At 33.8% G+C, this 23,853-nt stretch carries 21 protein-coding genes and 3 pseudogenes; 14 read left to right on the top strand and 10 right to left on the bottom strand.

The annotated features are described in order from the left end of the window. The first annotated feature begins 76 nt into the window (after window positions 1-76). Both AC3WVA_RS28675 and AC3WVA_RS28670 read left to right on the top strand, forming a co-directional pair. Window positions 77-382 carry a hypothetical protein gene (locus tag AC3WVA_RS28675; protein ID WP_064474202.1) on the top strand — a complete coding sequence of 102 codons (306 nt, stop codon included), beginning with the start codon at window positions 77-79 and terminating at the stop codon, window positions 380-382. Window positions 383-677: 295 nt separating this feature from the next. Further along, window positions 678-1,046, top strand: a complete 369-nt coding sequence (locus AC3WVA_RS28670) for a DUF3979 family protein (RefSeq protein ID WP_048527400.1) — start codon at window positions 678-680, stop codon at window positions 1,044-1,046. Between the two features lie 36 nt (window positions 1,047-1,082). Here AC3WVA_RS28670 and AC3WVA_RS28665 read toward each other — a convergent pair whose 3' ends face one another. Continuing rightward, a complete protein-coding gene (locus tag AC3WVA_RS28665) occupies window positions 1,083-2,123 on the bottom strand; it encodes a YkvI family membrane protein (protein WP_048527401.1) in 1,041 nt (346 codons plus the stop codon). A gap of 241 nt (window positions 2,124-2,364) precedes the next feature. On the opposite strand from AC3WVA_RS28665, the gene AC3WVA_RS28660 reads away from it, so the two are divergent. From AC3WVA_RS28660 to AC3WVA_RS28650, 3 genes are all read left to right on the top strand, one after another. Then, window positions 2,365-2,808, top strand: a complete 444-nt coding sequence (locus AC3WVA_RS28660) for a Dps family protein (protein WP_000105199.1) — start codon at window positions 2,365-2,367, stop codon at window positions 2,806-2,808. A 105-nt stretch (window positions 2,809-2,913) separates the two neighbouring features. Beyond that, a complete protein-coding gene (locus AC3WVA_RS28655; protein WP_098346456.1) occupies window positions 2,914-3,369 on the top strand; it encodes a DUF3939 domain-containing protein in 456 nt (151 codons plus the stop codon). Between the two features lie 206 nt (window positions 3,370-3,575). After that, entirely contained in the window at window positions 3,576-4,520 is a 945-nt protein-coding gene (locus tag AC3WVA_RS28650) for an alpha/beta hydrolase (protein WP_098346457.1), read from the top strand. A 44-nt stretch (window positions 4,521-4,564) separates the two neighbouring features. Here the strand turns inward: AC3WVA_RS28650 and AC3WVA_RS28645 are convergent, their stop codons facing one another. After that, entirely contained in the window at window positions 4,565-5,566 is a 1,002-nt protein-coding gene (locus tag AC3WVA_RS28645) for an LLM class flavin-dependent oxidoreductase (protein ID WP_098346458.1), read from the bottom strand. 105 nt (window positions 5,567-5,671) lie between these two features. After that, window positions 5,672-5,863: a DUF3896 family protein gene (locus AC3WVA_RS28640; RefSeq protein ID WP_048527405.1), complete on the bottom strand. Its 192-nt coding sequence runs from the start codon at window positions 5,861-5,863 to the stop codon at window positions 5,672-5,674. Between the two features lie 297 nt (window positions 5,864-6,160). On the opposite strand from AC3WVA_RS28640, the gene AC3WVA_RS28635 reads away from it, so the two are divergent. Further along, on the top strand, window positions 6,161-7,633 hold the full coding sequence (locus tag AC3WVA_RS28635) for an FAD-dependent oxidoreductase (protein ID WP_142321044.1): 1,473 nt from the start codon (window positions 6,161-6,163) through the stop codon (window positions 7,631-7,633). A gap of 75 nt (window positions 7,634-7,708) precedes the next feature. Then, a complete protein-coding gene (locus AC3WVA_RS28630) occupies window positions 7,709-8,293 on the top strand; it encodes a GNAT family N-acetyltransferase (protein ID WP_098346459.1) in 585 nt (194 codons plus the stop codon). A 24-nt stretch (window positions 8,294-8,317) separates the two neighbouring features. Here the strand turns inward: AC3WVA_RS28630 and AC3WVA_RS28625 are convergent, their stop codons facing one another. Further along, entirely contained in the window at window positions 8,318-9,220 is a 903-nt protein-coding gene (locus AC3WVA_RS28625; RefSeq protein WP_098346460.1) for an aldo/keto reductase, read from the bottom strand. Window positions 9,221-9,381: 161 nt separating this feature from the next. Between AC3WVA_RS28625 and AC3WVA_RS28620 the strand changes: the two genes are divergently transcribed. Further along, window positions 9,382-10,332, top strand: coding sequence for a CobW family GTP-binding protein (locus AC3WVA_RS28620; RefSeq protein WP_098346461.1), 951 nt, complete (start codon window positions 9,382-9,384; stop codon window positions 10,330-10,332). Window positions 10,333-10,428: 96 nt separating this feature from the next. On the opposite strand, the gene AC3WVA_RS28615 is transcribed toward AC3WVA_RS28620, so the two are convergent. Then, complete coding sequence (locus AC3WVA_RS28615; RefSeq protein ID WP_048527410.1) at window positions 10,429-10,899, bottom strand: GNAT family N-acetyltransferase; 471 nt, start codon at window positions 10,897-10,899, stop codon at window positions 10,429-10,431. Between the two features lie 518 nt (window positions 10,900-11,417). On the opposite strand from AC3WVA_RS28615, the gene AC3WVA_RS28610 reads away from it, so the two are divergent. Continuing rightward, on the top strand, window positions 11,418-11,624 hold the full coding sequence (locus AC3WVA_RS28610) for a hypothetical protein (protein ID WP_321191680.1): 207 nt from the start codon (window positions 11,418-11,420) through the stop codon (window positions 11,622-11,624). Here AC3WVA_RS28610 and AC3WVA_RS28605 read toward each other — a convergent pair. The 5 genes and pseudogenes from AC3WVA_RS28605 to AC3WVA_RS28585 all read right to left on the bottom strand — a co-directional run. Then, window positions 11,605-11,733, bottom strand: coding sequence for an exosporium leader peptide-containing protein (locus tag AC3WVA_RS28605; protein ID WP_239661301.1), 129 nt, complete (start codon window positions 11,731-11,733; stop codon window positions 11,605-11,607). The genes AC3WVA_RS28610 and AC3WVA_RS28605 overlap by 20 nt on opposite strands. A 171-nt stretch (window positions 11,734-11,904) precedes the next feature. After that, a complete protein-coding gene (locus AC3WVA_RS28600) occupies window positions 11,905-12,069 on the bottom strand; it encodes a hypothetical protein (protein WP_000017081.1) in 165 nt (54 codons plus the stop codon). A gap of 146 nt (window positions 12,070-12,215) precedes the next feature. After that, complete coding sequence (locus AC3WVA_RS28595) at window positions 12,216-12,410, bottom strand: hypothetical protein (protein WP_098346463.1); 195 nt, start codon at window positions 12,408-12,410, stop codon at window positions 12,216-12,218. A gap of 625 nt (window positions 12,411-13,035) precedes the next feature. After that, window positions 13,036-13,221, bottom strand: a pseudogene (locus tag AC3WVA_RS28590) (hypothetical protein). A gap of 1,339 nt (window positions 13,222-14,560) precedes the next feature. After that, window positions 14,561-14,809, bottom strand: a pseudogene (locus AC3WVA_RS28585) (hypothetical protein); the annotation flags it as partial. Between AC3WVA_RS28585 and AC3WVA_RS28580 the strand changes: the two are divergent. The 5 genes and pseudogenes from AC3WVA_RS28580 to AC3WVA_RS28560 form a co-directional block, all read left to right on the top strand. Further along, window positions 14,807-15,001 (top strand): annotated as a pseudogene (locus AC3WVA_RS28580) (imm11 family protein); the annotation flags it as partial. The pseudogenes AC3WVA_RS28585 and AC3WVA_RS28580 sit on opposite strands and share 3 nt — an antisense overlap. Window positions 15,002-15,692: 691 nt before the next feature. Next, window positions 15,693-17,525 carry a GAF domain-containing sensor histidine kinase gene (locus tag AC3WVA_RS28575; protein ID WP_098346464.1) on the top strand — a complete coding sequence of 611 codons (1,833 nt, stop codon included), beginning with the start codon at window positions 15,693-15,695 and terminating at the stop codon, window positions 17,523-17,525. A 1-nt stretch (window position 17,526) separates the two neighbouring features. After that, a complete protein-coding gene (locus AC3WVA_RS28570) occupies window positions 17,527-18,168 on the top strand; it encodes a response regulator (protein WP_048527415.1) in 642 nt (213 codons plus the stop codon). Window positions 18,169-18,571: 403 nt separating this feature from the next. After that, window positions 18,572-22,813 (top strand): S8 family serine peptidase, encoded by a 4,242-nt coding sequence (locus AC3WVA_RS28565; RefSeq protein WP_098346465.1) that lies wholly within the window; start codon window positions 18,572-18,574, stop codon window positions 22,811-22,813. 258 nt (window positions 22,814-23,071) lie between these two features. Next, window positions 23,072-23,671, top strand: a complete 600-nt coding sequence (locus tag AC3WVA_RS28560; RefSeq protein WP_492322410.1) for a TasA family protein — start codon at window positions 23,072-23,074, stop codon at window positions 23,669-23,671. Window positions 23,672-23,853: the final 182 nt, after the last annotated feature.

Genomic DNA, 23,853 nt, shown 5'->3' with positions numbered 1-23,853 from the left:
GTCGAAAAATAGAGGTATTTGTTAACTTTATGTATAATTATAATCATATAGAATGCAAATAAAGGAGATTATTAATATGGGAGTGTACTGGGGGACCAAAAGACATTCTTGGCTTAGTTATGTCTCATTTTGGTTAAGTATTTCATTTTTTATTGTTTTTCTAATTGAAGTGTTTATTTTAAAAACACTTTCGAATAGTTCGGTGCAAATTGTTAAATATTTTTATTTTATATTTGTACCAGTAAACATCTTTCTTAGTTTAAAGTTACTCTTTAAGAAAAATGAAAAGAAAGCATTACCTATTTTTAGTTTCATTGTATCATTATTATTTACAATTTTAATACTAGTATTAGCATTAGCAGCTACTGGGAAATTCTTTTAAGGGGAGTGATAAAAGTCACTCTTCTTTTTTGTTATTGTAAGGAAATACTAAGCGAAGGATGGATAAAGAGTGCGTTTACTTATGTTTGATAGGATTGGAAAGCTTTAGAAGCATATTAAGAAATACAATGAGAGACAATTCATATAGCAATGAAGAAAATCAGCTGTTTTATATGCAGTATGAAGCAAATGAATACGGTAAAAACGGTGATATATGGTACAATACATTTGGATAGTGATAGAGATAAAGGGTATATAAAATACTCATCGTTTTTTAGTAAGAGAGGGGTTATCTTATGCTATACGAGGATTTGATGACATTATTTCAAACAGCTCCGAAAGAAGAAGGTAGAGGCGGCTGGAAATATATAATCCAGGAACGAAATGATAAATATGAAATTGTTGATGAAATGTTAAAAAATGAAATGAGTGTTGAATTGTATTTTAATGAATATGATGAGGTGAAAATCACTTTATATAAAGATGGAATGCCTATTTCTACTATGCAAAGAATTGCGATTTCAAAAGTTGAATTAGACGAAGAGGAAGAAGGAATTCAATTCGTTTTAGAACGTATGCCTAGTCGGATGATTCGCTTGCAATTAAAGCCATATTTAGCACTCGAAATGGGACCGTACTGGGAAGTTTGTGATGATTGTGAATAAACATAAAAGGAGCATCCAATGATATGGATGCTCCTTTTATGTTTTTTGAAGTCGTTTAAAAGCAATAATCGGGAGTAAAATAATACTGACCCATCCAATTATAGGATATAAAATGTGGAGCAATTCACTGTAACCAACGTAACTAAAGCAATAACTAATTAGTAAAATGAAGAAAATAATATTGTTGTTTTGCCATCCGGTAATCGATTGCATTTGTTTTGTCATTCCGAATACATTGCCAACTAAAGTTGTGAACACTTCACCGAAAATAACAAGAACAAAGAAGAAGTGGAAAGTTGCATTAAATCTTCTTATGACTTCAGCCATTGGGATGTTATATTGATAAAATTGATCGACTGATAAGATCGCTAAATGGCTGCATAGTAAAATTAAAGAAAGTCCTGCCCCACCTAAAATACCGCCCCATAAAATGGCTTTTCGATCTTTAACTTCACTGGCTAACGGGACGAGAACGCTTTGAGCAAGGGAAAGATTTAAGGCGACATATGTAATTGGACTAGTAATCCACTTCATATTCCAGCTTTCTGCTGGAATAGTGTTACTAATAGGAGTTGTACCATGGAAAAAAGTAGTAATAGCGAGTCCTATAATAAAAATCATCATAATAGGTACGACAAGAGTATTTACCTCAAAGACACCTTGTAATCCACGACTACCTATAATAAGGCATGCAATTACTGTAATGAGAATGCCGAGTTGTCTTGGTAAACGAAGTTGCTCTTCAAATACCGCTCCAGCTCCTGATAACATAACGCTCGTTACACCAAATAATACGAGTAATAATAGTGTATTTACAACATTACCAAATACATCTCCAAATAAATATTTGTTAAATTCTTGTGCTGAAAATGCACCGATTTGTGATGAAAGCAACATCATCTTCGTGCCAAGCCAAATAAAAAAAAATCCACTGACACATATACCAATTGTTCCGTAAAATCCGTTCACTGTAAAAAATTCAACAATTTCTCGTCCAGTAGCAAATCCAGCTCCAACGACTGTTCCAATATAAGTAGCAGCGACTTTCTTTGCTACTTGCCATTGTTGATTGTCCATGTTATCCCTCTTTCTACTACGATGAGCTTGATTTACTATTATGCATATGTATGAGCTTGGACAATTAGACGTAAGAAGTAGTTGAAAACATACATGAATTGAAAGATATTAGGGAAGTATTAAAGGTGTTAAAACTTTGTTACATATGAGCCAATCGTTCGAAAGGATAGGAAATGTATGGTAACATGTAATTAGGTTATTAAAAGATAAACATTATGAAATGATAAGAGGAGTGGATTGTATGAGTACGAAAACAAACGTTGTTGAAGTATTAAACAAGCAGGTAGCAAACTGGAATGTGTTATATGTGAAATTACATAATTATCACTGGTATGTGACAGGACCACACTTCTTTACATTACATGAGAAATTTGAAGAGTTTTACAATGAAGCTGGAACGTATATTGATGAATTAGCAGAACGTATTCTAGCATTGGAAGGTAAGCCATTAGCAACAATGAAAGAATACCTTGCAACATCTAGTGTGAGTGAAGGGACAAGCAAGGAATCTGCAGAAGAAATGGTACAAACATTAGTGAATGATTACTCTGCGCTTATTCAAGAATTAAAAGAAGGCATGGAAGTTGCTGGTGAAGCTGGCGATGAAACATCAGCGGACATGTTGTTAGCAATTCATACTACATTAGAACAACACGTATGGATGTTAAGTGCTTTCTTAAAATAAATAGAAGTTTATTAAGAAAAAGTCATTGAAAAATTCTTTCAATGGCTTTTTTGTGATTTTTCAGTTTTCTTTTATGCTATAATATAGTAAAAAGGAGGCGATGCGATGTTTCGCTTTTTCAGAACTGGAAAAGAAGAGCGTGAAATTACGAAAGATGAATTAGAACAAGCGATGGCTAAGTTTCTAGAAACGAATGCTAATATTGTTTATACAGTATTAGTAAATGATGATTATACAGTAAATTATGATTTGTTAAAGCCGTATTTACTTGCATTTCCAACAAATAGTTTTCTTATTACGAAGGAAACGCTTGAGGTATTTGAACATACAGAAGAAAACCTAAACCTAGTTAAAGAAATTGATATTGTACAAAAAGCAGTAGATCAGTACGTAACAGAAAAAGAAATGTTTCCGATTGTTGAGGGTAGTGAAGAGCGTCTTATATGTGGGATGAAATTAGGACCATATTTAAATCGTATATTAAAAAGAGACTTATATATTTCAGAAAAACATTATTTAGTTTCAAGTAAACCAGACAGAAAAAAACAAAAAAGTGGATAGATGTATGGAAAACAACAATAAATATATTGTTGTCTTTTTTTGTTCGTTAAAATATTGATTTTTCAGTTTATTAAACTATATACTAAATTTACTGGAAGGAGAGGAGTAATGATTAAGTATTGTTAGCGTAAGTTACATACAGTGATTACAGAATGGTATAAAGGTTTAGAAATAAATATAATAAAAGATTACGGGGGAATGGGTGTATGAAAAATAGTATGACTTACATTCAATTATTAAATGAAGCGTTACATCGTTATGCAAATGAAGGAAGTTTAGAAGCGTACACCTATATAATGGAGCATGCGAAAGGCATAGTGGGAAATGAGGCGCAAATATATAATTTCAAATATGCACTAGCGGGTGCAGCAGGACTTGAAGAAGAAGCGTTGCAATTAATGAAGGAAGCTATTATAGAAAAGGGTTTTTGGTATGGAAATGAATATTTAATGACCGACGACGATTTAAAACCACTACATAAATTTGAAGAGTTTCATAAAATGGTTCAATTATGTAAAGAAAAAGAAGAATTAGCAAAGAAAACAGAACGAGCAGATGTGAAATTTATAGAAGGTAAGAAAAAAGAAAAACTATTGATTGCAATGCACGGAGATCAAGAAAATATAGGAATAGTAGAACCATATTGGAAATCTGTGTTGGATCAAGATTATACGTTAGCTATACCACAGTCTTCGCAAATTCAGTTTTCAGATGGATTTGTTTGGGATGATATACATAGAGGGAAAGAAGAATTAAAAGAACATTACGTTAATTTTAAAGAAAACCATACAGTAGAAAGTGTAATAATTGGTGGTTTTTCTGCTGGTGCAAGAGTAGCTTTGTATACGATTTTACAAAAAGATATAGATGTAGATGGTTTTATTTTTATCGCGCCGTGGCTTCCAGAGATTAAAGAATGGAATGAGTTATTGGAAGTGCTACAAGATAAAAACATAAAGGGATATATAGTGTGCGGGGATCAAGATGAAGATTGTTTCGAATGTACGCAGCAATTTGTACAATTATTAAGAGATAAAAATATAGAACATAAGTATAAAGTTGTACCCCAGTTAAATCACGATTATCCTGGGAATTTTGAAGATTTATTAGAAGGAGCTATTAAATATATAGAAGACAAAAGTAATAACTAGTAAGAAAGGGAGATGCATCATAATGGATGTATCTCCCTTTATCATTATAAATGAAAGGCATTTGCTAGTAAGCGATAAGAATTCAATTTATCTTCAAATTGATGAGTAATTGTTACAATCATAAATTCATCAGTATTGTATGCTTTGCTTAAGTTTATGATTTGTTTTTTCACGGAAGACGGATCACCGACAATCATACGTTGACGATTTTCTTTTATACGGAATAAATCATACGCGCTGTATGAATAATTTTGAGCAGTTTCAATAGAAGGAGTACCAGTTGTACGCTTTCCTTGCTCTAGTAATAAAATTGATAAATCTAAACTAGAAGCAATTTTTTCGGCCTCTTCATTTGTTTCCCCACAAATAACAAAAATAGAGACGATTGATTTTGGTTTGTCTCCTAAATAGGAAGGTTGAAATTGTTCCTGATAAGCCTTCATTACTTCAGGGCCACCGTATCCGTTAATGAACTGTGCGAATGCAAAAGAAGCACCTTGTTTTGCGGCAATCATTGCACTTTCTCCACTAGAACCGAGCAACCACATCTCAGGAGATGTGGGAATCACAGGCGTAGCCTTTAAATTTGCGTAATGATGATTTTCTGGTACTTGATCATGTAAGTACATTGCAACATCTGCAATTTGTTCTGGATATTGATCAAGTGAGACCATTTTTCCTTCTTGAAGTGCGCGAGTTGCGATTGGCATACCACCAGGTGCTCTGCCAACACCAAGGTCAATACGATTTGGATAAAGTGCTTCTAAAACGCGGAAGTTCTCAGCAACTTTATACGGGCTATAGTGCGGCAACATAACACCACCCGAACCGACTCTTATCCGCTCCGTTTTCGCTGCAATATGAGAAATCAGTATTTCTGGACTTGAACCAGCAAGACTTACAGAATTGTGATGTTCTGATACCCAAAAACGTGTGAACCCTAGTTTTTCAACTTCATGTGCAAGTGTAACTGTATGTGAAAAAGCTTCGGCTGCTGTACTACCATCTGATATAGGGGATTGGTCTAATACACTTAATTTGATCATAGAATATACCTCTCAATCTTAATGTACATCCTATTATATATTTACTTACGAAAAATGCGTAATAAAATGCTCAAAATACAAGGTGGATAAACCAACTATCCACAGTTAACGAGAAAAGCCTCTTTCATAATGATTCATTTCGACTAAATTTAAAATATAATCGTAGTTATCAATCTCAAGTTTTAGTTGTTCACGCTCTTCTTTAGATAGATGCATACTACTAAGTTTATTGCATAGTTTTTGTTTCTTTCCCTCTAAATACTTCTTTGTAGCGTGGTAGTCGTAAGTTTGTTTCATTTTCAATCACTCCTTCTTTGCTGTTGCTATATTATACGAGGCGTGAAGAGATGTGAAAGCTAACTCTTATGTACTTTTAGTGAATATTCCTCTTTCCATGGTGTTATGTTTATGGGAATTTATGAATAAAATGCACTAAACCACTAATGCCCATTTTATTCCGTTAGTTGCAGTCAGTATAAGTCCTACCACAAAATTCGGCTGGAACAAAGAATTAAGGTGGAGTAGGGATACCTGTATAAGCGCGTTTGGTGTGGGCTAATTAAAGTTTCACTTTATGAAGTAAGGGGTGGAATTGTGCAGAAAGATATAATGTATAACACTGAGATGGATGAAACGTTAAAAGTTATAAATAAAGGGTTAAACAAGACGACTCGTCCGAAGCAAATTATAGTAGTAGGGGCTGGCATGGCTGGATTGGTTTCGGCGTCTTTATTAAAAGCTGCAGGACATGAAGTAAAGATTTTTGAAGCAAACAACCGGGTAGGTGGCCGTATAGAGACGGTTAGAATAGAAGATACTGGATTATATTTGGATGTAGGAGCAATGAGAATTCCGTATTCGCACACATTAACGATGGCATATATAAGAAAATTTGGGCTACAGGTGAGCCCTTTTATTAATAGGAATGAGACTGATATTATTTACGTAAATGGCCGAAAAACGACATTAAAGCAATATGAAAAAGATCCAAGTATATTAAAGTATCCTGTAGAAATGAATGAAGTTGGGAAAACGTCTGAGGAGTTATTATTGTTAGCGGTGCAGCCTATTATAAATTTTATAAAAAAGAACCCAGAGAAAAATTGGGATGTTGTAGTAAAGGATTTTGGGAGATACTCTACAGGACAATTTTTAAAGTATCATCCTTATCAATATAATACTTACTTTTCACCAGTAACAATCGAGATGATCGGTGTTTTATTAGATTTAGAAGGTTTCTTAGAAAGGTCATTTGTTGAGACGTTACGCTTTATATATATTATGCAAGAGGAGAGTGGATTTTGTGAAATAGTAGGCGGGAATGATAGATTACCAAAGTCATTTTTGCCACAATTAGAAGAAAATATTATATATAATCAAAAACTAATGAAGCTACAACAACACGATAAGGGTGTAACAGCTTTTTATCGAAACGAGGAAACTTTCGAATATAGTAGTATTACAGGGGATTTAGTCATTATTACAATTCCATTTTCGACAATGCGTTTTGTGGAAGTAGATCCATTTGATTCTATATCTCATGAAAAATGGAAAGCAATTCGTGAATTGCATTATATGCCAGCGACAAAAATAGGAATTCAATTTAAAAGTCGATTTTGGGAAGAACAAGGACAGTTAGGGGGCAGGATTATAACGGATTTGCCAATTCGTTACGCGTATTATCCAAGTCACGGAATTGGAGAGAAAGGACCTGCTATGATGTTAGGCAGCTATACTTGGTCTTATGATGCGTTGTTATGGGATGGGTTATCAAAAGGTGATCGTATCTATTACACACTACAGAACTTATCGACAATATTAGGCGGTCAAGTATATGATGAGTTCATGTCTGGCATATCAAAAAGTTGGACATTGGATCCATATGCACTTGGAGGTTTTGCGTTATTTCAGGCAGGTCAAGAATCTGAACTACAACCAGCAATTATAAAACCAGAGGGGAGATTATATTTTGCAGGTGATCATACAACGTTATATCACGGATGGATACAAGGGGCAATTGAATCTGGAGTTCGTGTAGCGGTAGAGGTAAATGAATTAAAAATATAAAATTCAGAAATTTCTTTACTGTATAGTTTGAGATGGATATTATTATATATAAAAGAATTATAGGGAGTGTTGAAAGTGAATCCGTTATTATTCGATTTTCCTTCTGAATTTTATACTGAAAGGCTATTTATTCGAATGCCGAAACCAGGTGATGGTAAAGCTGTATACGATGCAATTGGAGCTTCTATGAAAGAATTAAAACCATGGATGGTTTTTGCACAAAAAGAGCAAACAGAGGAAGAAGTAGAAGTGAGCATTAGAAAATCGCATATTCAATTTTTGCAGCGTGAGGATTTAAGATTACTAGTTTTTTCGAAAGAAACAGGTGAATTTATTGCATCAGCTGGATTACATCGCATTAATTGGGATATACCTCAATTTGAAATCGGGTATTGGATTGATTCAAGGTTTAGTGGAAAAGGCTATATGGTAGAGGCTGCAAAGGGGATAACCGATTATGCTTTTTCTGAACTGAAAGCAAACCGCGTAGAAATCCGATGTGATTCTTTAAATAAGAAAAGTAGAGCGATACCTGAGAAATTAGGCTTTAAGTTAGAAGGTACGTTAGAAAGTGCGAGTGTAGCAGTAGATGGAAATGGATTAAGGGATATGTGTGTATTTGCTATGACTAGAGATACATATGAAAAAGAAGAGCTGTAAAGAAACGGCTCTTCTTTTTGTACATTATGGTACAGGATGTCCATTAGAACTTTCGAAAATTGTAAACCATTGTTGACGGTCTAAGTTAACTTTTGTAGCAAGAGCCGCCGTTTTAACACGGTCTAATTTACCAGAGCCAACGATTGGTATCATGTTAGCTGGATGAGAAAGCAACCATGCATACAAAACAGTATCAATACTAGTAACACCTAGTTCAGTAGCGATTTTTTGTAACGTTTCACGTACACGTACAGCACGTTCTGATTGCCCAGTAAAGATTTCTCCGCCAGCAAGAGGTGACCAAATCATAGGATTGATTCTTTTTTCTTGGCATAAATCAATTGTCCCTTTTTCGAAATGCTCAAGTTGCATCGCAGAAACTTCAATTTGATTTGTAATGAGCGGGAAATCTAAATAAGAACTTAACATATTAAATTGTGATGGTAAAAAGTTAGATACACCGAAGTGACGGACTTTTCCTTCTCGTTTTAATCGTGAGAACGCTTCTGCTACTTCATTTGGATCCATATATGGATCAGGACGATGGATGAGCAATACATCAATAAAATCTGTATGTAAGTTTTGTAAAGATTTCTCTGCGCTTCTTATAATATGTTCTGCACTCGTATTGTAGTGCGCAACATATCGCTCTGGAAATTTTGGTGATGGGGGAGCGATTCCACATTTTGTGACAATTTGCATATTTTCGCGTAAGGAAGGCTTAAGTCGTAATGCTTCTCCGAACAGTCCTTCACACGTATAACCGCCATAAATATCAGCGTGATCAAAAGTAGTAATCCCCATATCCATACAAGATTCAATAAAAGAAAGTAACTCTTGCTTTGGCATATTCCATTCTGCTAAACGCCAAAAACCTTGAATAATACGAGAAAATTCTAGTGTTTCGGTCATTTGAACTCGTTCCATTATATATACCCCCTTGATGAATAATATTTTGAAAAGGCTTTCTTACTACATATTATTATATAGTTACAGGTTCAGACATACAATAAATATGTTTTGCTACAAAAACGATTTTCTCTATATGCTATAATGTAAAAACATATAGCTATAAGGAGATGTAGGGAATGATTCCAGTAACAATATTAACTGGTTTTCTTGGATCAGGGAAAACGACATTATTAAATCGTATTTTATCAGAGAATCACGGTCAGAAATTAGCAGTGATTGTAAATGAAATGGGACAAATTGGTATTGATAATCAACTGATTATGAATGTTGAAGAAGAGATTATGGAGATGACGAATGGATGTTTATGTTGTACTGTACGTGAAGATTTACTCGTCGCTTTAAAACAATTACTGGAAGTAAAAACAGAAGGGAAAATGGACTTTGATGGATTAGTAATTGAAACGACGGGTCTTGCAAATCCAGGTCCGATTATTCAAACATTCTTTTTAGATCCTGTTATTCAATCTGCATACCAAATTAACGGTGTTGTAACAGTAGTAGATAGTTATCATATACATAAACATTTTGAAAAAGGATTAGAAGCAAAAGAGCAAATTGCGTTTGCTGATGTTGTTTTAGTAAATAAACTAGATTTAATTGAAGAAAGTGAGAAAGAAAATCTCTTACATGAACTGCAAGGAATTAATCCGACTGCAAAGTTAATCGAGGCTACTAACTGTGATGTGAATATTCCATCGTTACTACAAATTCAAACGTTTAAAACGAAAGATACGTTACAAATTTATCCTCATACAGAGCATAATCATTTAGAAGGTGTAAAGTCGTTTGTATTACGTGAAGAGCGTCCGTTAGATTTACAAAAACTAAATGAGTGGATGTCAGCTGTCGTTCAAGAACTAGGTGAATATTTATATCGCTATAAAGGAATTTTATCGATTGACGGGATAGATAAACGTATCGTTTTCCAAGGTGTGCATACACTTTTCGCTGCATCATACGATAGAGAGTGGCAAGAGGGCGAAGAACGAGTAAGTGAAGTCGTGTTTATCGGAAAAGATATTAATAAAGAATGGTTCCAAGAACATTTCAAGGAGTGTGTGAAATAAGTCTGCGTATATTGCAGGCTTATTTTTGGACTTAATTAAGTGCTTTGTAGAAACATGCTAGATTGCAAAAAACGAAGGATTATAAAAAGCCTGTTTTCACAGGCTTGTATGTTCATCTAATAGTAACTCCATTACAACACCTACAACTGGGCCGTCGTCGTCAATATCGCCATTTAAACGGAAGCCAAATGATTCATATAATCCCATTGCGAGTTTATTGTCTGGATGTAAACTTAAATAAATTATTTTACATTCAAATTTATGTTGTAAGAATTGAATGAGTATGCGAAGGAAACGTTTTGCGTATCCTTTCCCTTGATATTGTTGGTCAATCATAAAGCGATCTAACCATACGCTTTTACGTTTTTCCCAATACCATCCGTACATTGCATATCCCACAAGTGTTTCTCCATCGTATAAACCTACTGACGTTCCGTTTCCCTCAAATAATGATTCTGCTAGAGAAAACGAATTGCTTTCAATAAATTGCTGCTGGTCTTTTGCGACGTTTAAAGCAGCTACCGAACGCCAATTTTTTTCGGTTACTTCACAAATGTGAAGAGTCATAATTCCAACTCACCTTCTAAATTAATATAGCTTAAAAGCTAATATGGATAATTTTACTTGTTATTTTGGTCAAGTCAAGCAGAAGCACATAAAAAAGAAGAGGTTGCCCAAAAATAGCTGAATAGCTACTTTTGGGCAACCTCTTTAATGTTTATGCTTCATTATGCTAATAAGAGCATCTCCATTGGTGAGCTCAATATTTTTATTCACTGGACATTGCACTCGTTGAAGGGGCACTTGGTTTTGTATTGTCTGCTGTATGTAATATCCTACAGGAGAAATCTTGCCAAGGGGTGTAAAAAAGATGGAGAATGCAAGCTCGATTTTCGTTTACCGACTCTTACTGCATCAGAAGTAGTGGTGTAGATCAATCTAGATTAGAGAAACTGCAATTTATTCTAGGAAGATATATATGAAGGAAAACTCCATCATACTGCAAGTTCTATATATTGACGACAAGGTCAAGTGGAAACATCTAAAAGAATATGAGATGGATAAACATGAACATACAGAATCACATGAACATCGCCCATTATGTGGTAATACTCGCTACGATTAGAAAGCTACAGTTTGCAACAAGAAGACATGTAATTAGTATTCATGATATGGGGAGTATCCGAAACGCAAAACGTATTATGAGAGATTTAAAGTCATATGTGAGCAAAACAATGCCAGGTGGTCCGGTATTGCCAATAAGGCTCAGTGTTACCGGTTGGCCCCTGTAGCACTCGTTGAACCAGTGGGACCTGTAGGGAATTGAAAAGGTTGCATAGGTGGAAATGTCGGTCCGACTGAACCTGGATTTAATGCAGCGGAGGATAAAAACTCGTCCAATAAAATGCACCTCTGAAAAATTCGTATTACTAATAGTAAATGCGTGGGTAGAGCCAAATGAAATGGACAAGCGATTGTATATATGAAATTTAATAAAATAGTTATTTAATAAAAAAGCAGTTAGCTTTTGCTAGACTGCTTTGCTCCCTAATGTAGTTCTTGTTATGTAATTTAGATGAAGATACTACCTACTAGTATTAAGGCTCCTAGCAAAATTAGAGAATCAACTAAAATCAAGAACTGGTTTTTCTGTGGCTTTTTCAATTCTTTTATTAAGCTGAAAACTGCACTTAATCCGAAACAAATGTATAACAAAATCATTATCGTTCCTGACATGATTAACACTCCTAATATATCGATATCTTAATTATATAACGAAAAATATATACATGTAAGTTTTTAATGAAATCCTTATTTGAATAGGAAAATACAGCTGAAATGATAAGTATATCTACTGAACATTTCAGCTGGTATTCAAAGTTTTAGAAACCAATTTTTTTAAACATCTTAGTATATGTAATTACAAGTGCAGCTTGTACAATTATGAATAGTGAACCCATAAACATTTTGTGGTTATGATCTAATGCACCGAATATTGCCATAGATATTCCAATTAAGATAAAAAGTACACTTAGGAAAGGCGTAATTTTCATTAACACATTAAGCCTTTTATTCATATACAGACCTCCTGTTCTCAATAGATTTAAGTATTAAACGAACTTATAAATGTATTTTACTATATTTTTGTTTTTGGATATACAGGGACGTATATAATTTAAAAGGGAACCCATGAAACAATACAAATAATAATTTGTATGTGAACGTAAACAAGACCGTCCTGAAGAGGAGAGGGCTTGGTCTTGTTTAGCTAAGATCATGATTTTTTAAGTAATTTTCACATTCTGTTAACCATACTAATATCAAGTTCTTTAATTCAATCGTTTCAATATCACAAGTGTATTCTTCATCCTCCACATATCGGTGGATAATCTTTATATAATCTTATCTTATGTCTAAATCACAACTGTTACTCAATCACTATCAAGTTAAAGTTTTATAATGCTCCAAAATGAAAAATACGCTATTCTTTTTGTAGAATCATAGGAATGGGTGGCGTATGTTTCATTTTGTTTTGCTAACTTGATTTTGATGTGACGTAACCTTAAGTATTTAAAAAATTAAAAAAGTCCCTCAATAATATTAAAGGTACCTTGCTCACGCAAATGATCTGTAAATCAATTTATCTTTGATATACAGATCATTTGTATGATAATATTTATAAAGAATTGCTAAATCATGAAATTACATAAATGCTTTTAGAAGTTCTTGAATTAATGGTATTGCTCCACCTATAAATTTTAAAACTGCCATTGCGATTTCCATATTATTCTCTCCTCTGTTTTTGTATTAAGATGTGTGAATCTTTATACTCTTATTATAGTAAGCGTTTACATTTATAACAATACATTTTCGTATGCAATATTGCATATTTATACGTTTAGACAAAAATTAGGCTCTATTAGTCATTCTTTAATGGTATCATAGCGAGGTGTGAATCTTTAAGGGTTTTCCCTAATAGGAGGAAATATGGAAAGAGTACAAGTGATTTACAGTAATCTGAAAATTAAAAGTTGGGCTAAACAGGTATTAGCTGTAGGAGGAGTATTAGGGTTCTGCTACTTGGTGCTATATGTTTTTAGTTTCTTAGTTGTTATGTAAATATTATATAACTAAACTAGTAGAGTCTTGCCTAGATAGGTAAGGCTCTTTTGTTTATCTATCTGTAATGAGCAAACTACATACAAAACCTCTCAAGTTTGTCAGGTACCATATATGGTGCCTTATTTCTCTATGTTTTAGAACACTACCTTTTATTATTGAAAGTAAATAAACTTCTATTAAAAATTTTTCATTTATATTAAAAATACATTTTTTATCTTTGAAAAGGATTTAAATCTTACAAATAGATTTGATCCCTTTCAGTATACCATAATTCCTATATTATCATATGAATATAATATACTGAAATTAATTTAAAAGCAAGAATATTAGTAGGGGTCCGCCACATGTCCATCAACTTAAGGTTTTAAAGTAGCCCTTAAACAAAGAATTTTTCAAAAAATGATTGATAGTAAACAAGAAAGGTTGGCAAATCCCTATCTAAAGAAAATTCTTCAGGTAAGCTAATCAGTAATATATTAAAAGATTCTTTACAAAATTTAGAGATATATTTTGTAGGTGTTTATCCTTCTATTAGTAGATTGTAAATGCTGATATAATCCTGCTAGTTGATTTATCAAGAAACATCTGGATTTGCAGTCTGTTCATTGATTTTCTGGTATATGTATTTTTAGCTCCTTTTACAAATTGAGCGTTTGATAAGCTTCACTTTATAAAAATGAACCCAAAGTAAAAATAACCTGAATAATCAATAATATTTTCTCTTCTTAAACTTTCTATTGTTAAATTTTGAATTGTAGGTCTTTCATTTTTAAGTGGATTTATACCAGCAAAAGCAAATCGGTCTTTCAATGGTACTGGACTTGAAATAGGAGGGATATGCTTTAAAACTTTTGCTAAATTTAGATTAGCCCCTAAGATGACTATCTTCTATTATTAAAATCAATACCCGGTTAAAATAAGACTTCCATTACTACCTTTTTTGCAAAGTAAGGGTTGCAAAAAAGCATCCTTTAAGTGGATGCTCTGTTATATTATATATTTTTTTATTGCTTTTTTAATTGTTTTACCCTAGTTACTATACTAATTTATTCAAAAAGTTTGAAAGGCCTTTAGCTAATCAAGGATTAAATTTCTAATACCAATTTTAATTTTTTGAAGAGTCAATGGGATTAATGTTGCAACACTCAAAATGAATTTCATAATATTCTTCCTCAGAGAATACTTGTACAATTTGTCCCGTGCTCTTATCAGCAATTGTAAATTCGTTAGTTTCAGAAATGTCCCAAAGTTCCTCAATAAATTTTGTGAAGTTCAATCTCCTAACATTTGCCCATACCGGTTCTAAACAATTAGGAACTAATATAAAATATTCTGTTTTATGATTTGGGAAATTTTAGGATGCAGAAAATTTGTATGCATTCCTTATGTTGTCCAGTACGAACCAGTTTTTAAATTGAATATAAATGGGAAGGTACATCCTAACTATCTTTTAGTATCAGATCAATTTAAAAATGCAATTTTAGAGAGTGAATTAAAAGGTTTTGACTTTATTGAAGTGTGGGATTCAGAAGAGGGTGCCATGTAGAGAAGTTATACTTTTACACTAGTTGGACTTGAACGCCTGGGTGATAAAGGAAATAAGTTAGGTAACTACATTAGCTAAAGGTGCAAAATTCTCTACAGAAATCTGCTTTTTCACAAGTGAATTTTCACTGACGGATTAACTATTTATAAAAAAGTTCCACTACGTTATCTCTTTATATAAAGGGATACATGAAGAAAGCGATGAAGTTGCAATGTATTAGTATTTGCATTTCAAATGAAAGTACACCAAAATACGGATATATAAATTCCTTACTGTTATATTCGGGACACGCAAATAACTAAAAGAAAAAGGAGTTTTTTTTCTGACAGTAGGGGGTATTTTTAATCTTGCTATCGATAATCAAACGATATGTTAATTAGACTTGGATAAAATAAATACGTAGGTATTTACGGTTGACTTCCTATTTTTTAGAATTATTTTAGTGAATCAAAATTAAAACTTTGTATACATCTTTTGTACTAGTAGACCTAAGTCTAAAAGTATGTATAATTACACCATTTGGCTAGTGGGTAAATGTTACGAACTGATATATACTAGTATTGTGTCTTGCCTTTTTAGGTGCAGTACACAGCCGGTGATTGGCTAGTGGATATTCTTCCATTTTGCCAGTGCCGGTTTTTTGTTGGATAATAGAGAAAATGAAGTTTTTATAAAGAAAGAAGGGGTTGTTTTGAAAGATGTAAATTCTATCTTTATGAGAGAAAAGATTGCTAGTACTTATCTTTATTTTATTTCTTTTCTTGGTTTGGTTACTATAACTATATCTTTACTTGAAATTAAAATCCCTTCTCATCCAACAATACTAATATTGTTGTTACTATTTATGGGGATTGCAGAGTATTTTCCTGTACGATTTTGGAGAGGAACTAGTTCGCTTACCTTTCCGATCATTTACGCTATGAATTGGCAGTTTGGAATCCATATAACTATTATTGCTATTGTACTCGTAACGCTAATTATTCACCTGCATCGTCGTTCACCGATACAAAGAATGTTATTTAATAGTACTCAGCATGCACTTAGTTTGATTTTGGCCGAATGGTTTTCAAACAAATGTATGTCCTTATTAATTAATAAGATTGATATGTCAGTTCTATATGAAAATTTAATATCTTTGTTATTATTTTGTGTGTTTTTTTGTTTTTTTAACAATCGTTTTTACGATTTGTTAATGATGCTCCTTCCGCAGCCATATTCAATTCATCAGTGGTATAAAAAAACTGTAACGGTATTTCTTTGCGAAACTTTTGGTTTCTCTTATGCGGCACTGATGCACGTATTAATTAGTACATATAGTGTGGAAGTAAACGAGATTACAGTACTGTTTTTCTTTTTTCCACTTGTAGCAACTTCCGTTATTAGTTCTTTTTCTGTACGGATAAGGATGGAGAAGGAACGATTATATGAGTTATTTCTTATTACAACCGAAATTAGTCGAGGATTAACTGGAGGAAACTTGAAACATATTAAACAAGCACTTAAAGGGTTTTTTGGCATACAAGCATATGTAATATGGACAAAAGATGATGGGAACTGGAATATTCTATTAAAAGATGGGAAAGTCCGCTCCGATATATCTGATGATTCAGAAAAGTTCAGGGCGTTTGAGGAGCTTTCTAAAAATCTTGTATTTAATGATTGGAAAATTGGTACGGCTACTGGAGATGAAATATTTGATAGTGTTATACGCTCACTTGTATATTTTCCTCTTATAGTAAATGATGAATTAGTCGGAATGTTTGTTGCAGGGAAAAGTAGAAATGCGGGTTTCTTTCCGGAAGATGTACAATCGTTAGCTACATTTTCTAACCAATTAGCTAACGTTGTTAAAACAAGGATATTGATTTCTGAACAGGAAAAAAGAATGATCTTAGAAGAAAGAAATAGAATCGCCCGTGAAATTCACGATGGTATTGCGCAAACATTAGCCGGGGTGATATTCCAACTAGAATCTGCACAGAAAAAATACCGTGATAAACCAAAAGATATGCAGCAAGTAGTAGAGAAAAGCATAAAAGATTTAAGAGGAAGCCTAGGAGAAGTTCGCTATTCAATTTATGCTTTAAAACCATATCCGACACAACAATTAGGCCTTAAGCAGGCAATAGCAAGTAAAATAAAATCTTTAAAACAAGAATATGAACTAGACATTACCTATCATGAAAGAGGTCATGCACGTGCGCTTAGTTTTTCAAAAGAAAGAGTTATATTTGATACATTACAAGAGAGTTTGCAAAACATTGTAAAACATGCACAAGCAAAAAAGGCTGATGTTTTACTCAGTTATCAAAGTGAGCACGTGCTTTTAAGGGTTAAGGATAATGGAGTTGGCTTTTCACTATTTGAGTCTATGGTTAAAACAAAGAATGAGCCACATTATGGTATATTACATATGAATGAACAAGCCGACCAATTAGGGGCTACTTTACAGATTGATAGTTCTGTAGGGAAAGGGACAGAAATTACACTGTTAATTCCAGATTCACAAACAAGGGGTGCGTAAAATGATTAAAATATTAGTAGTAGATGATCATGCTTTTTTACGAGATGCAATTCGGAGCATACTAGAGGATGAATCTGATATGAAAGTGGTTGGAGAAGCTAGCTCTGGGGATGGAGTATTGGGAAAAGTAGAAGAATGCCGACCAGATTGTATTTTGATGGATATTAATCTTCCAGGGAAAAATGGAATTGAAGCTACAGAATTAGTGAAAAAAAATTATCCGAGTTGCCGAGTACTTGTGTTTACAATGTATGAACATGATGAGTATTTAATGGATGCACTCCAGGCCGGTGCTGATGGTTATTTATTGAAGGATTCCTCATCAGAGCAGGTAGTAGCAGCAATTAGAATGTTATATCGAGGCGATTCAGTTATTCATCCGCGTATGACTAAAAAATTAATTACATATCATCAGCAAAAAATGAAAGTAGAATCAAATGAAAATGAACTGACGGAACGTGAAAAGGAAATTCTCTTTGAACTAGTAAAAGGACTTAGTAATAAAGAGATTGCTGAAGTTTTATATATTAGTGATAAAACAGTTAAAATTCACATCAATAAAATTTTTAAAAAGCTAAATGTGAAAAGTCGATCGCAAGCAGTGATTTATGCAGTCCGAAATCAATTGGTTCCGCTAGATTAAATAAGAAATCTTTCAAAGAACTATCGTGTTGCTTTATTCTGTATCACAAAGAATAAAGGACAAGATAGTTCTTTTGTACTATGTAGGCATAGAATCCTTAGAGAAAAGATACTCCTTTTGTTCAATTTTCAGAATAATCTAAATGTGAAATAATGAAAATAGACTTACATTTTAACCTTGTTAATAATTCATTTTGTAAAAATATTTTGTTGAAAATAAATGATGGGGGGCTCTTATAGAAAGAGTAAAGTGAGTGATTAGCTATATGAGGTATGGGGATGGTTGTAGTGTTGGAAATCTTTCATGATACAAAAGATTAAGATTAATAGAGTTTCCAATGCTAAATGGGAATCTAAGAATCAATTTGTTTCAAAAAATAATATTAAAAATGGGGAGATGCAATATGAAAAGAGGGAAATTTGGAAAGATTCTTATTGGAACGTTAACAGCTGGAATGTTATTGTCTCAAGGAATTCCATATAACGTATTAGCGGAAGAGGTAAATACATCTACTTTAACTGGAATTGATGATGCAAATGCTATCTTAAAAGGCCTTACAAAGGAACAACGTAATGCCTTAAAAACGTTAGATACAAAACCAGGTTTTGTTATTTCACCAGGTATCAATACAACAAGTCCTAATAATGTGAATGTAATTATAGAATTTAAGCAAGCACCTAGCAAAATTGAGGTATTAAAACAAGCGGCTAAAGGAAAAAAGTTAGCTCTTTCAAATGCGGAGCAAAAGGTAGAAGCATCACATAAAGGATTTAAAGCAGAGCTTGAACAGCTTCAAAAAAATAAAGAGAAAGGGACAAATGTAAAATCTGCAAAAATAACAAGAGAGTATAAGAATGCTTTTAATGGTGTAGCGATTTCTTTACCAGCGAATATGATTGAGGACTTAGTTCGTACCGGTATCGTTAAGCGCGTATGGGAAGATCATGAGGTTAAAATTGATTTGCCGAAAGAAACAGCTAAGACTGCTGTTGAACCGAAAATGGCAGATAGTGTACCGCAAATTGGTGTGGACAAGCTGCATGATGAAAAAATAACAGGTAAAGGAATTAAGGTAGGTGTACTGGATACAGGTATTGATTACAACCACCCAGATTTGAAAGATGCATATAAAGGGTATCGTGCAAAACAAGGTGAGGATCCAAGCAAAATAGATCCGAACTCAATAAAAGGCTGGGACTTTGTGAATAATGATGCTGATCCAATGGAGACAACGTATAAGGATTGGCAAAATTCTGGAGGCTATCCTGAGTTTTATAATGGAAGTGCGTATTATACATCCCATGGTACTCATGTAGCTGGGACAATTTCTGCAGACAAAAAGAATAATGTAGATTATGCGGTTAAGGGCGTTGCTCCAGATGTAGATTTATATTCATATCGTGTATTGGGGCCGTATGGAAGTGGTCAAACAAGTGGTATCCTTGCTGCGATTGATAAAGCAGTGAAAGACGATATGGATGTTATCAATTTATCACTAGGAGCATCTATTAATGATCCTTTATATCCTACTTCTGTCGCAGTGAACAACGCGATGTTAGCTGGTGTTGTTACAGTAGTAGCAGCTGGTAATAGTGGTCCGGAAGAAGGTACCATTGGATCACCTAGTGCAGCAGCACTTCCCATTACAGTTGGAGCCAGTGACGCTGCAATGACTATTCCAACGTTTTCCGCCGATGCAGGTGATGTACATGTAGATAAGATGATGCTACTTGGAAAAAGCTTTACTGATAAGATTGAAGATTTGAAAGGACAATCCTTATCGGTTGTATATGCGGGGCTAGGAAAATCAGGTGATTTTACAGGGAAAGATGTAAAAGGGAAGTTAGCTCTTATCCAACGCGGTGAGATTACATTTGATGAAAAAATTAAAAATGCTAAGGAAGCAGGCGCAAAGGCAGTAATTGTATACAACAATGTAGATGGGGACATTACAAGTTATCTTGGGGAAAGTACTTCATCTATTCCATCGTTCCGCTTAACAAAAGTAGATGGTGAGAAATTACAAGCAAAAGCTGCCCAAGGGGATGTGGCTTTAACATTCGGTGAGCCTAGTAATATAAAAACAGAGGGAGATCACTTAGCTGATTTCAGCTCCCGTGGTCCTGCAACTAAAACAGATGATATTAAGCCAGATATTGTAGCACCAGGTGTGTCTATCTTCTCAACTGTTCCTGAATATATTAATGATCCAAAGGATGGAGAAAATTATCCGGTAGCGTATGGACGTATGTCAGGTACATCTATGGCAACTCCTCATACTGCAGGGGTTGCGGCACTGATTTTACAGGAACATCCAAACTATAGTCCATTTGAAGTAAAAGAAGCACTTATGAATACCGCAGTTGATTTAAAAGAAGAGCGTTCTGTATTTGAGGTGGGATCAGGAAGAATTGATGCATATCGTGCTGTTCATGCAGATACATCTATTGAGGTTATTGATAAAACATCAAACGTTGTAGATGAAGAAGAAGTAGAAATTGAAGAAAAAACAGGTTCTATTGCATTTGGGTATAAAAATCAAATTGAAACTGAGCCTATTAAAGATAGCCGAAAAGTGTTAATTAAGAACAGCAGTAAAACAGATGAGAAAGAGTTTAAATTAGAAGTAGAATTTTCACCTACAAGTGTAGGTGTGCAAGATGCAACGAAGAATGGTGTGAAGCTAAACGTACCAGATTCTATTAAAGTAGCCCCTGGTACATCAGGGGAACTTAGTCCTGAAATTATCATTCCGGAAAACGCTGAATTTGGTAGATATGAGGGTTATATTCATATTTCAAATAAAAACAATGAAAAAGAAGTATATCAAGTACCATTTGCGGTTAAATTCACAGAGAAAGGGATTGCGTCTGTAGATTTACTGAGAGATGCAATGGCAACAGATGCTTTTAAATTCCATCCGTTTATGGAAAGACCAAGTTCGCCGTTGACATTTAAATTGAATAGTCCTCTTGAAACCATTGATGCAGTTGTGAAGGACCGAAAGACTGGGAAGGCATTAGGAGTCGTTGGTACACTTAATGCAAATAGTCTAACACCGAATGTTGAATATATGATGTTTTCTGGTATGGGAGGGTATATACTTCCATTTACAGGAGATCCAACTCATCCAATTGGGGATAAACCTGTTATGTTGCCTGATGGAGATTACGAATTAAACTTTGTTGGATATGATAAAGAAGGAAAATCGTATACAAAAGGCGATAACATAATCATTGATAATGTAATACCTGAAATGAAATTTAAGGATGTACAACCTGGTATTCACGAAGTCAATGATTCTATGTTTAAAGAAGAAGACGGCCAGCGTGCATTATGGGTGCATGGTAATATTTATGATTCTACAGTAGATGCATTAAAGGCAAAAGGTTTGCAGTATGATCAAAAAGCGAATCAAATCGTTTATTATCAAAACTCAGCCTTCCCATCAGGTTGGTTGAATACAATTCAAGCAAATGGTGATTTTAAATTTGGGGTACTTCCAGAGGAAATAAATGAACCGTTAAATTTAAAATTATTTGGATATGACCTCGCAACTGCAGGGAATATGGCAACTGGATATAAAGATTATGTCTTTGTAAAGGAAGGGACAGAATACGCTGTTCCAAGTTATAACAAAGATAAAATTAAATTAGGAGAGAAAATTACGTTAACATTGAATCTTAATAATGTAAAACAGCTTATGTCAGGTACATTTGAAATTCCTTATTACAAGCAGTTATTTAAATTTGCAGATGTGAAACCAAATCCAGCACTTACGGAATATGTAAAACAACATGGACTGAACCTTAAATTAGAAGATCCGAAGATAAATGAAGAAGGAGCTTGGGAAAACAAGGTGAAAGTTGGCGCATCATTGGAAGGAAAAGAATTTAAAGGATTAGATGGAGATACACCATTTTTAGATGTTACATTCGAGATGACGAACGATGAATACTTTAATGATTTAACTGCATTTGGAGTAGATAAGTTCTCTTATACAAAAGCTGGTGCATCAGAAGGCATTGAGATTCCTGCGTTTAAAGATAAATCTTTTGCTATTGTTTCAAAACATTCAACGGTTACAGGATATATTGGTCCGGAAGCTTTCTTGAATGAAGAGGGGTATTTGGGTAAGAAAGACTATACAAAACTAGGAGCAAAAGTGTACGCAGTTGGCAAGGATGGAAAGAAATATACAGGAACGATTAATGAAAATGGGCAATTTGAGATTCATAGTGTTCCAGTAAGCGATAAAGAATATGATATTTTCGTAGAAATGCCAGGTCATTTAAATAGTAAATTAACAACAAAAATAGGGAAAATGCAGGATGGAGAATTAGTGGGACAAAACTTTAGAGCTGACATGGATGATAACGTTGCAGGTGATGTAAACGGCGATAAAATGGTGGATATTCAAGATGCTAGAATAGCAGCTCTGTCATATGGAAAAGGAAAAGTATCTGTAAAAGATGGAGATATAAATCAAGATGGTGTTGTAGATGAAACGGATATTCGTTTTATTGAGAAAAACTTCTTGAAAAAGGGTCCAGATGCCAAAGAAAATCAGAAACCGAAAGAAAATGTAGGGCCAGTGACGTTAGATAAAATCTTACGCTCTATCGGCTTAGAACCCAAAAAATAAGTGGACAAACTTTTAGAGTAAATAAACTAATCAGACAATGAATAGTAAATGAAATGAGATTGGCTAACAAATGACCGGTAATGATTCACGGTAATATTACCGGTCATTTTAAAAGTTATAGTCGTTTGGGTACATGAAGTAATTTGTTTAAACTAAGTTCGCTTTCGTTATGGGACAAGGTAGTTGTTTAATTATTATTGTTTGTGGGATGGAAATAAGGTTTGTAGTTTGAACTTTAAAAATAGGGGGACTTATGAAATGGGTATGAAGAAAAAACTTGGTATGGGTGTCATAACTGCAGCGCTAGGATTATCTTTAATTGGCGGGGGAACATATGCGTATTTCAGTGATAAGGAAGTATCACAAAACACGTTTGCAGCAGGTACTTTAGATTTGAGTGTGAATCCTGAAGTTGTTATTAATGTCGACAATCTGAAACCAGGTGATGAAATGGAGCGTGGTTTTCAATTAGTTAACAAAGGAGCCTTAGCAATAGGAGATGTGAAACTCCTGACAGATTACAGTGTAATCGATGCGAAAGGGGATAATGGAAATGCTGATTTTGGTGATCATATCCGTGTTGATTTCTTGTGGAATTTAGATAAAAATGAAGTTCCAGTATGGTCTACTACATTATCTGAATTAAAGGTAGCTACGCAAAACGGAAGTATTCCTGATCTTGTGCAAAAAGGTGTTGTAGACAGAGAAGGAAATGGACTTGCTCCTGGTGATGATGATACCTTTTATGTAATGTTCACATTCGTAGATAGCGGTGAAGACCAAAATGTATTTCAGGGAGATGCATTGAAATTAAATTGGACGTTTAATTCCATGCAAACAAGTGGTGAAGAAAAGTAAGTGTAATAATTTGTATACTATATGTTTAAACGTATAGTGCACAATTAATTGGGGGATAAGTATAAGTAACTTTGAACAATATTAAGTTCACCATTTTTATGATGTCGCTTTTTCTATAACGGTAAGTTCAAATTATGTTTCTATTAAATAAAAAATACATCCTTATAGGGATGTATTTTTTA

The sequence above is a fragment of the Bacillus sp. EB106-04-02-XG92 genome, assembly GCF_058791995.1.
The sequence above is the reverse complement of the archived record's forward strand: the minus strand, read 5'-3'. Positions and strand labels throughout refer to the sequence as shown.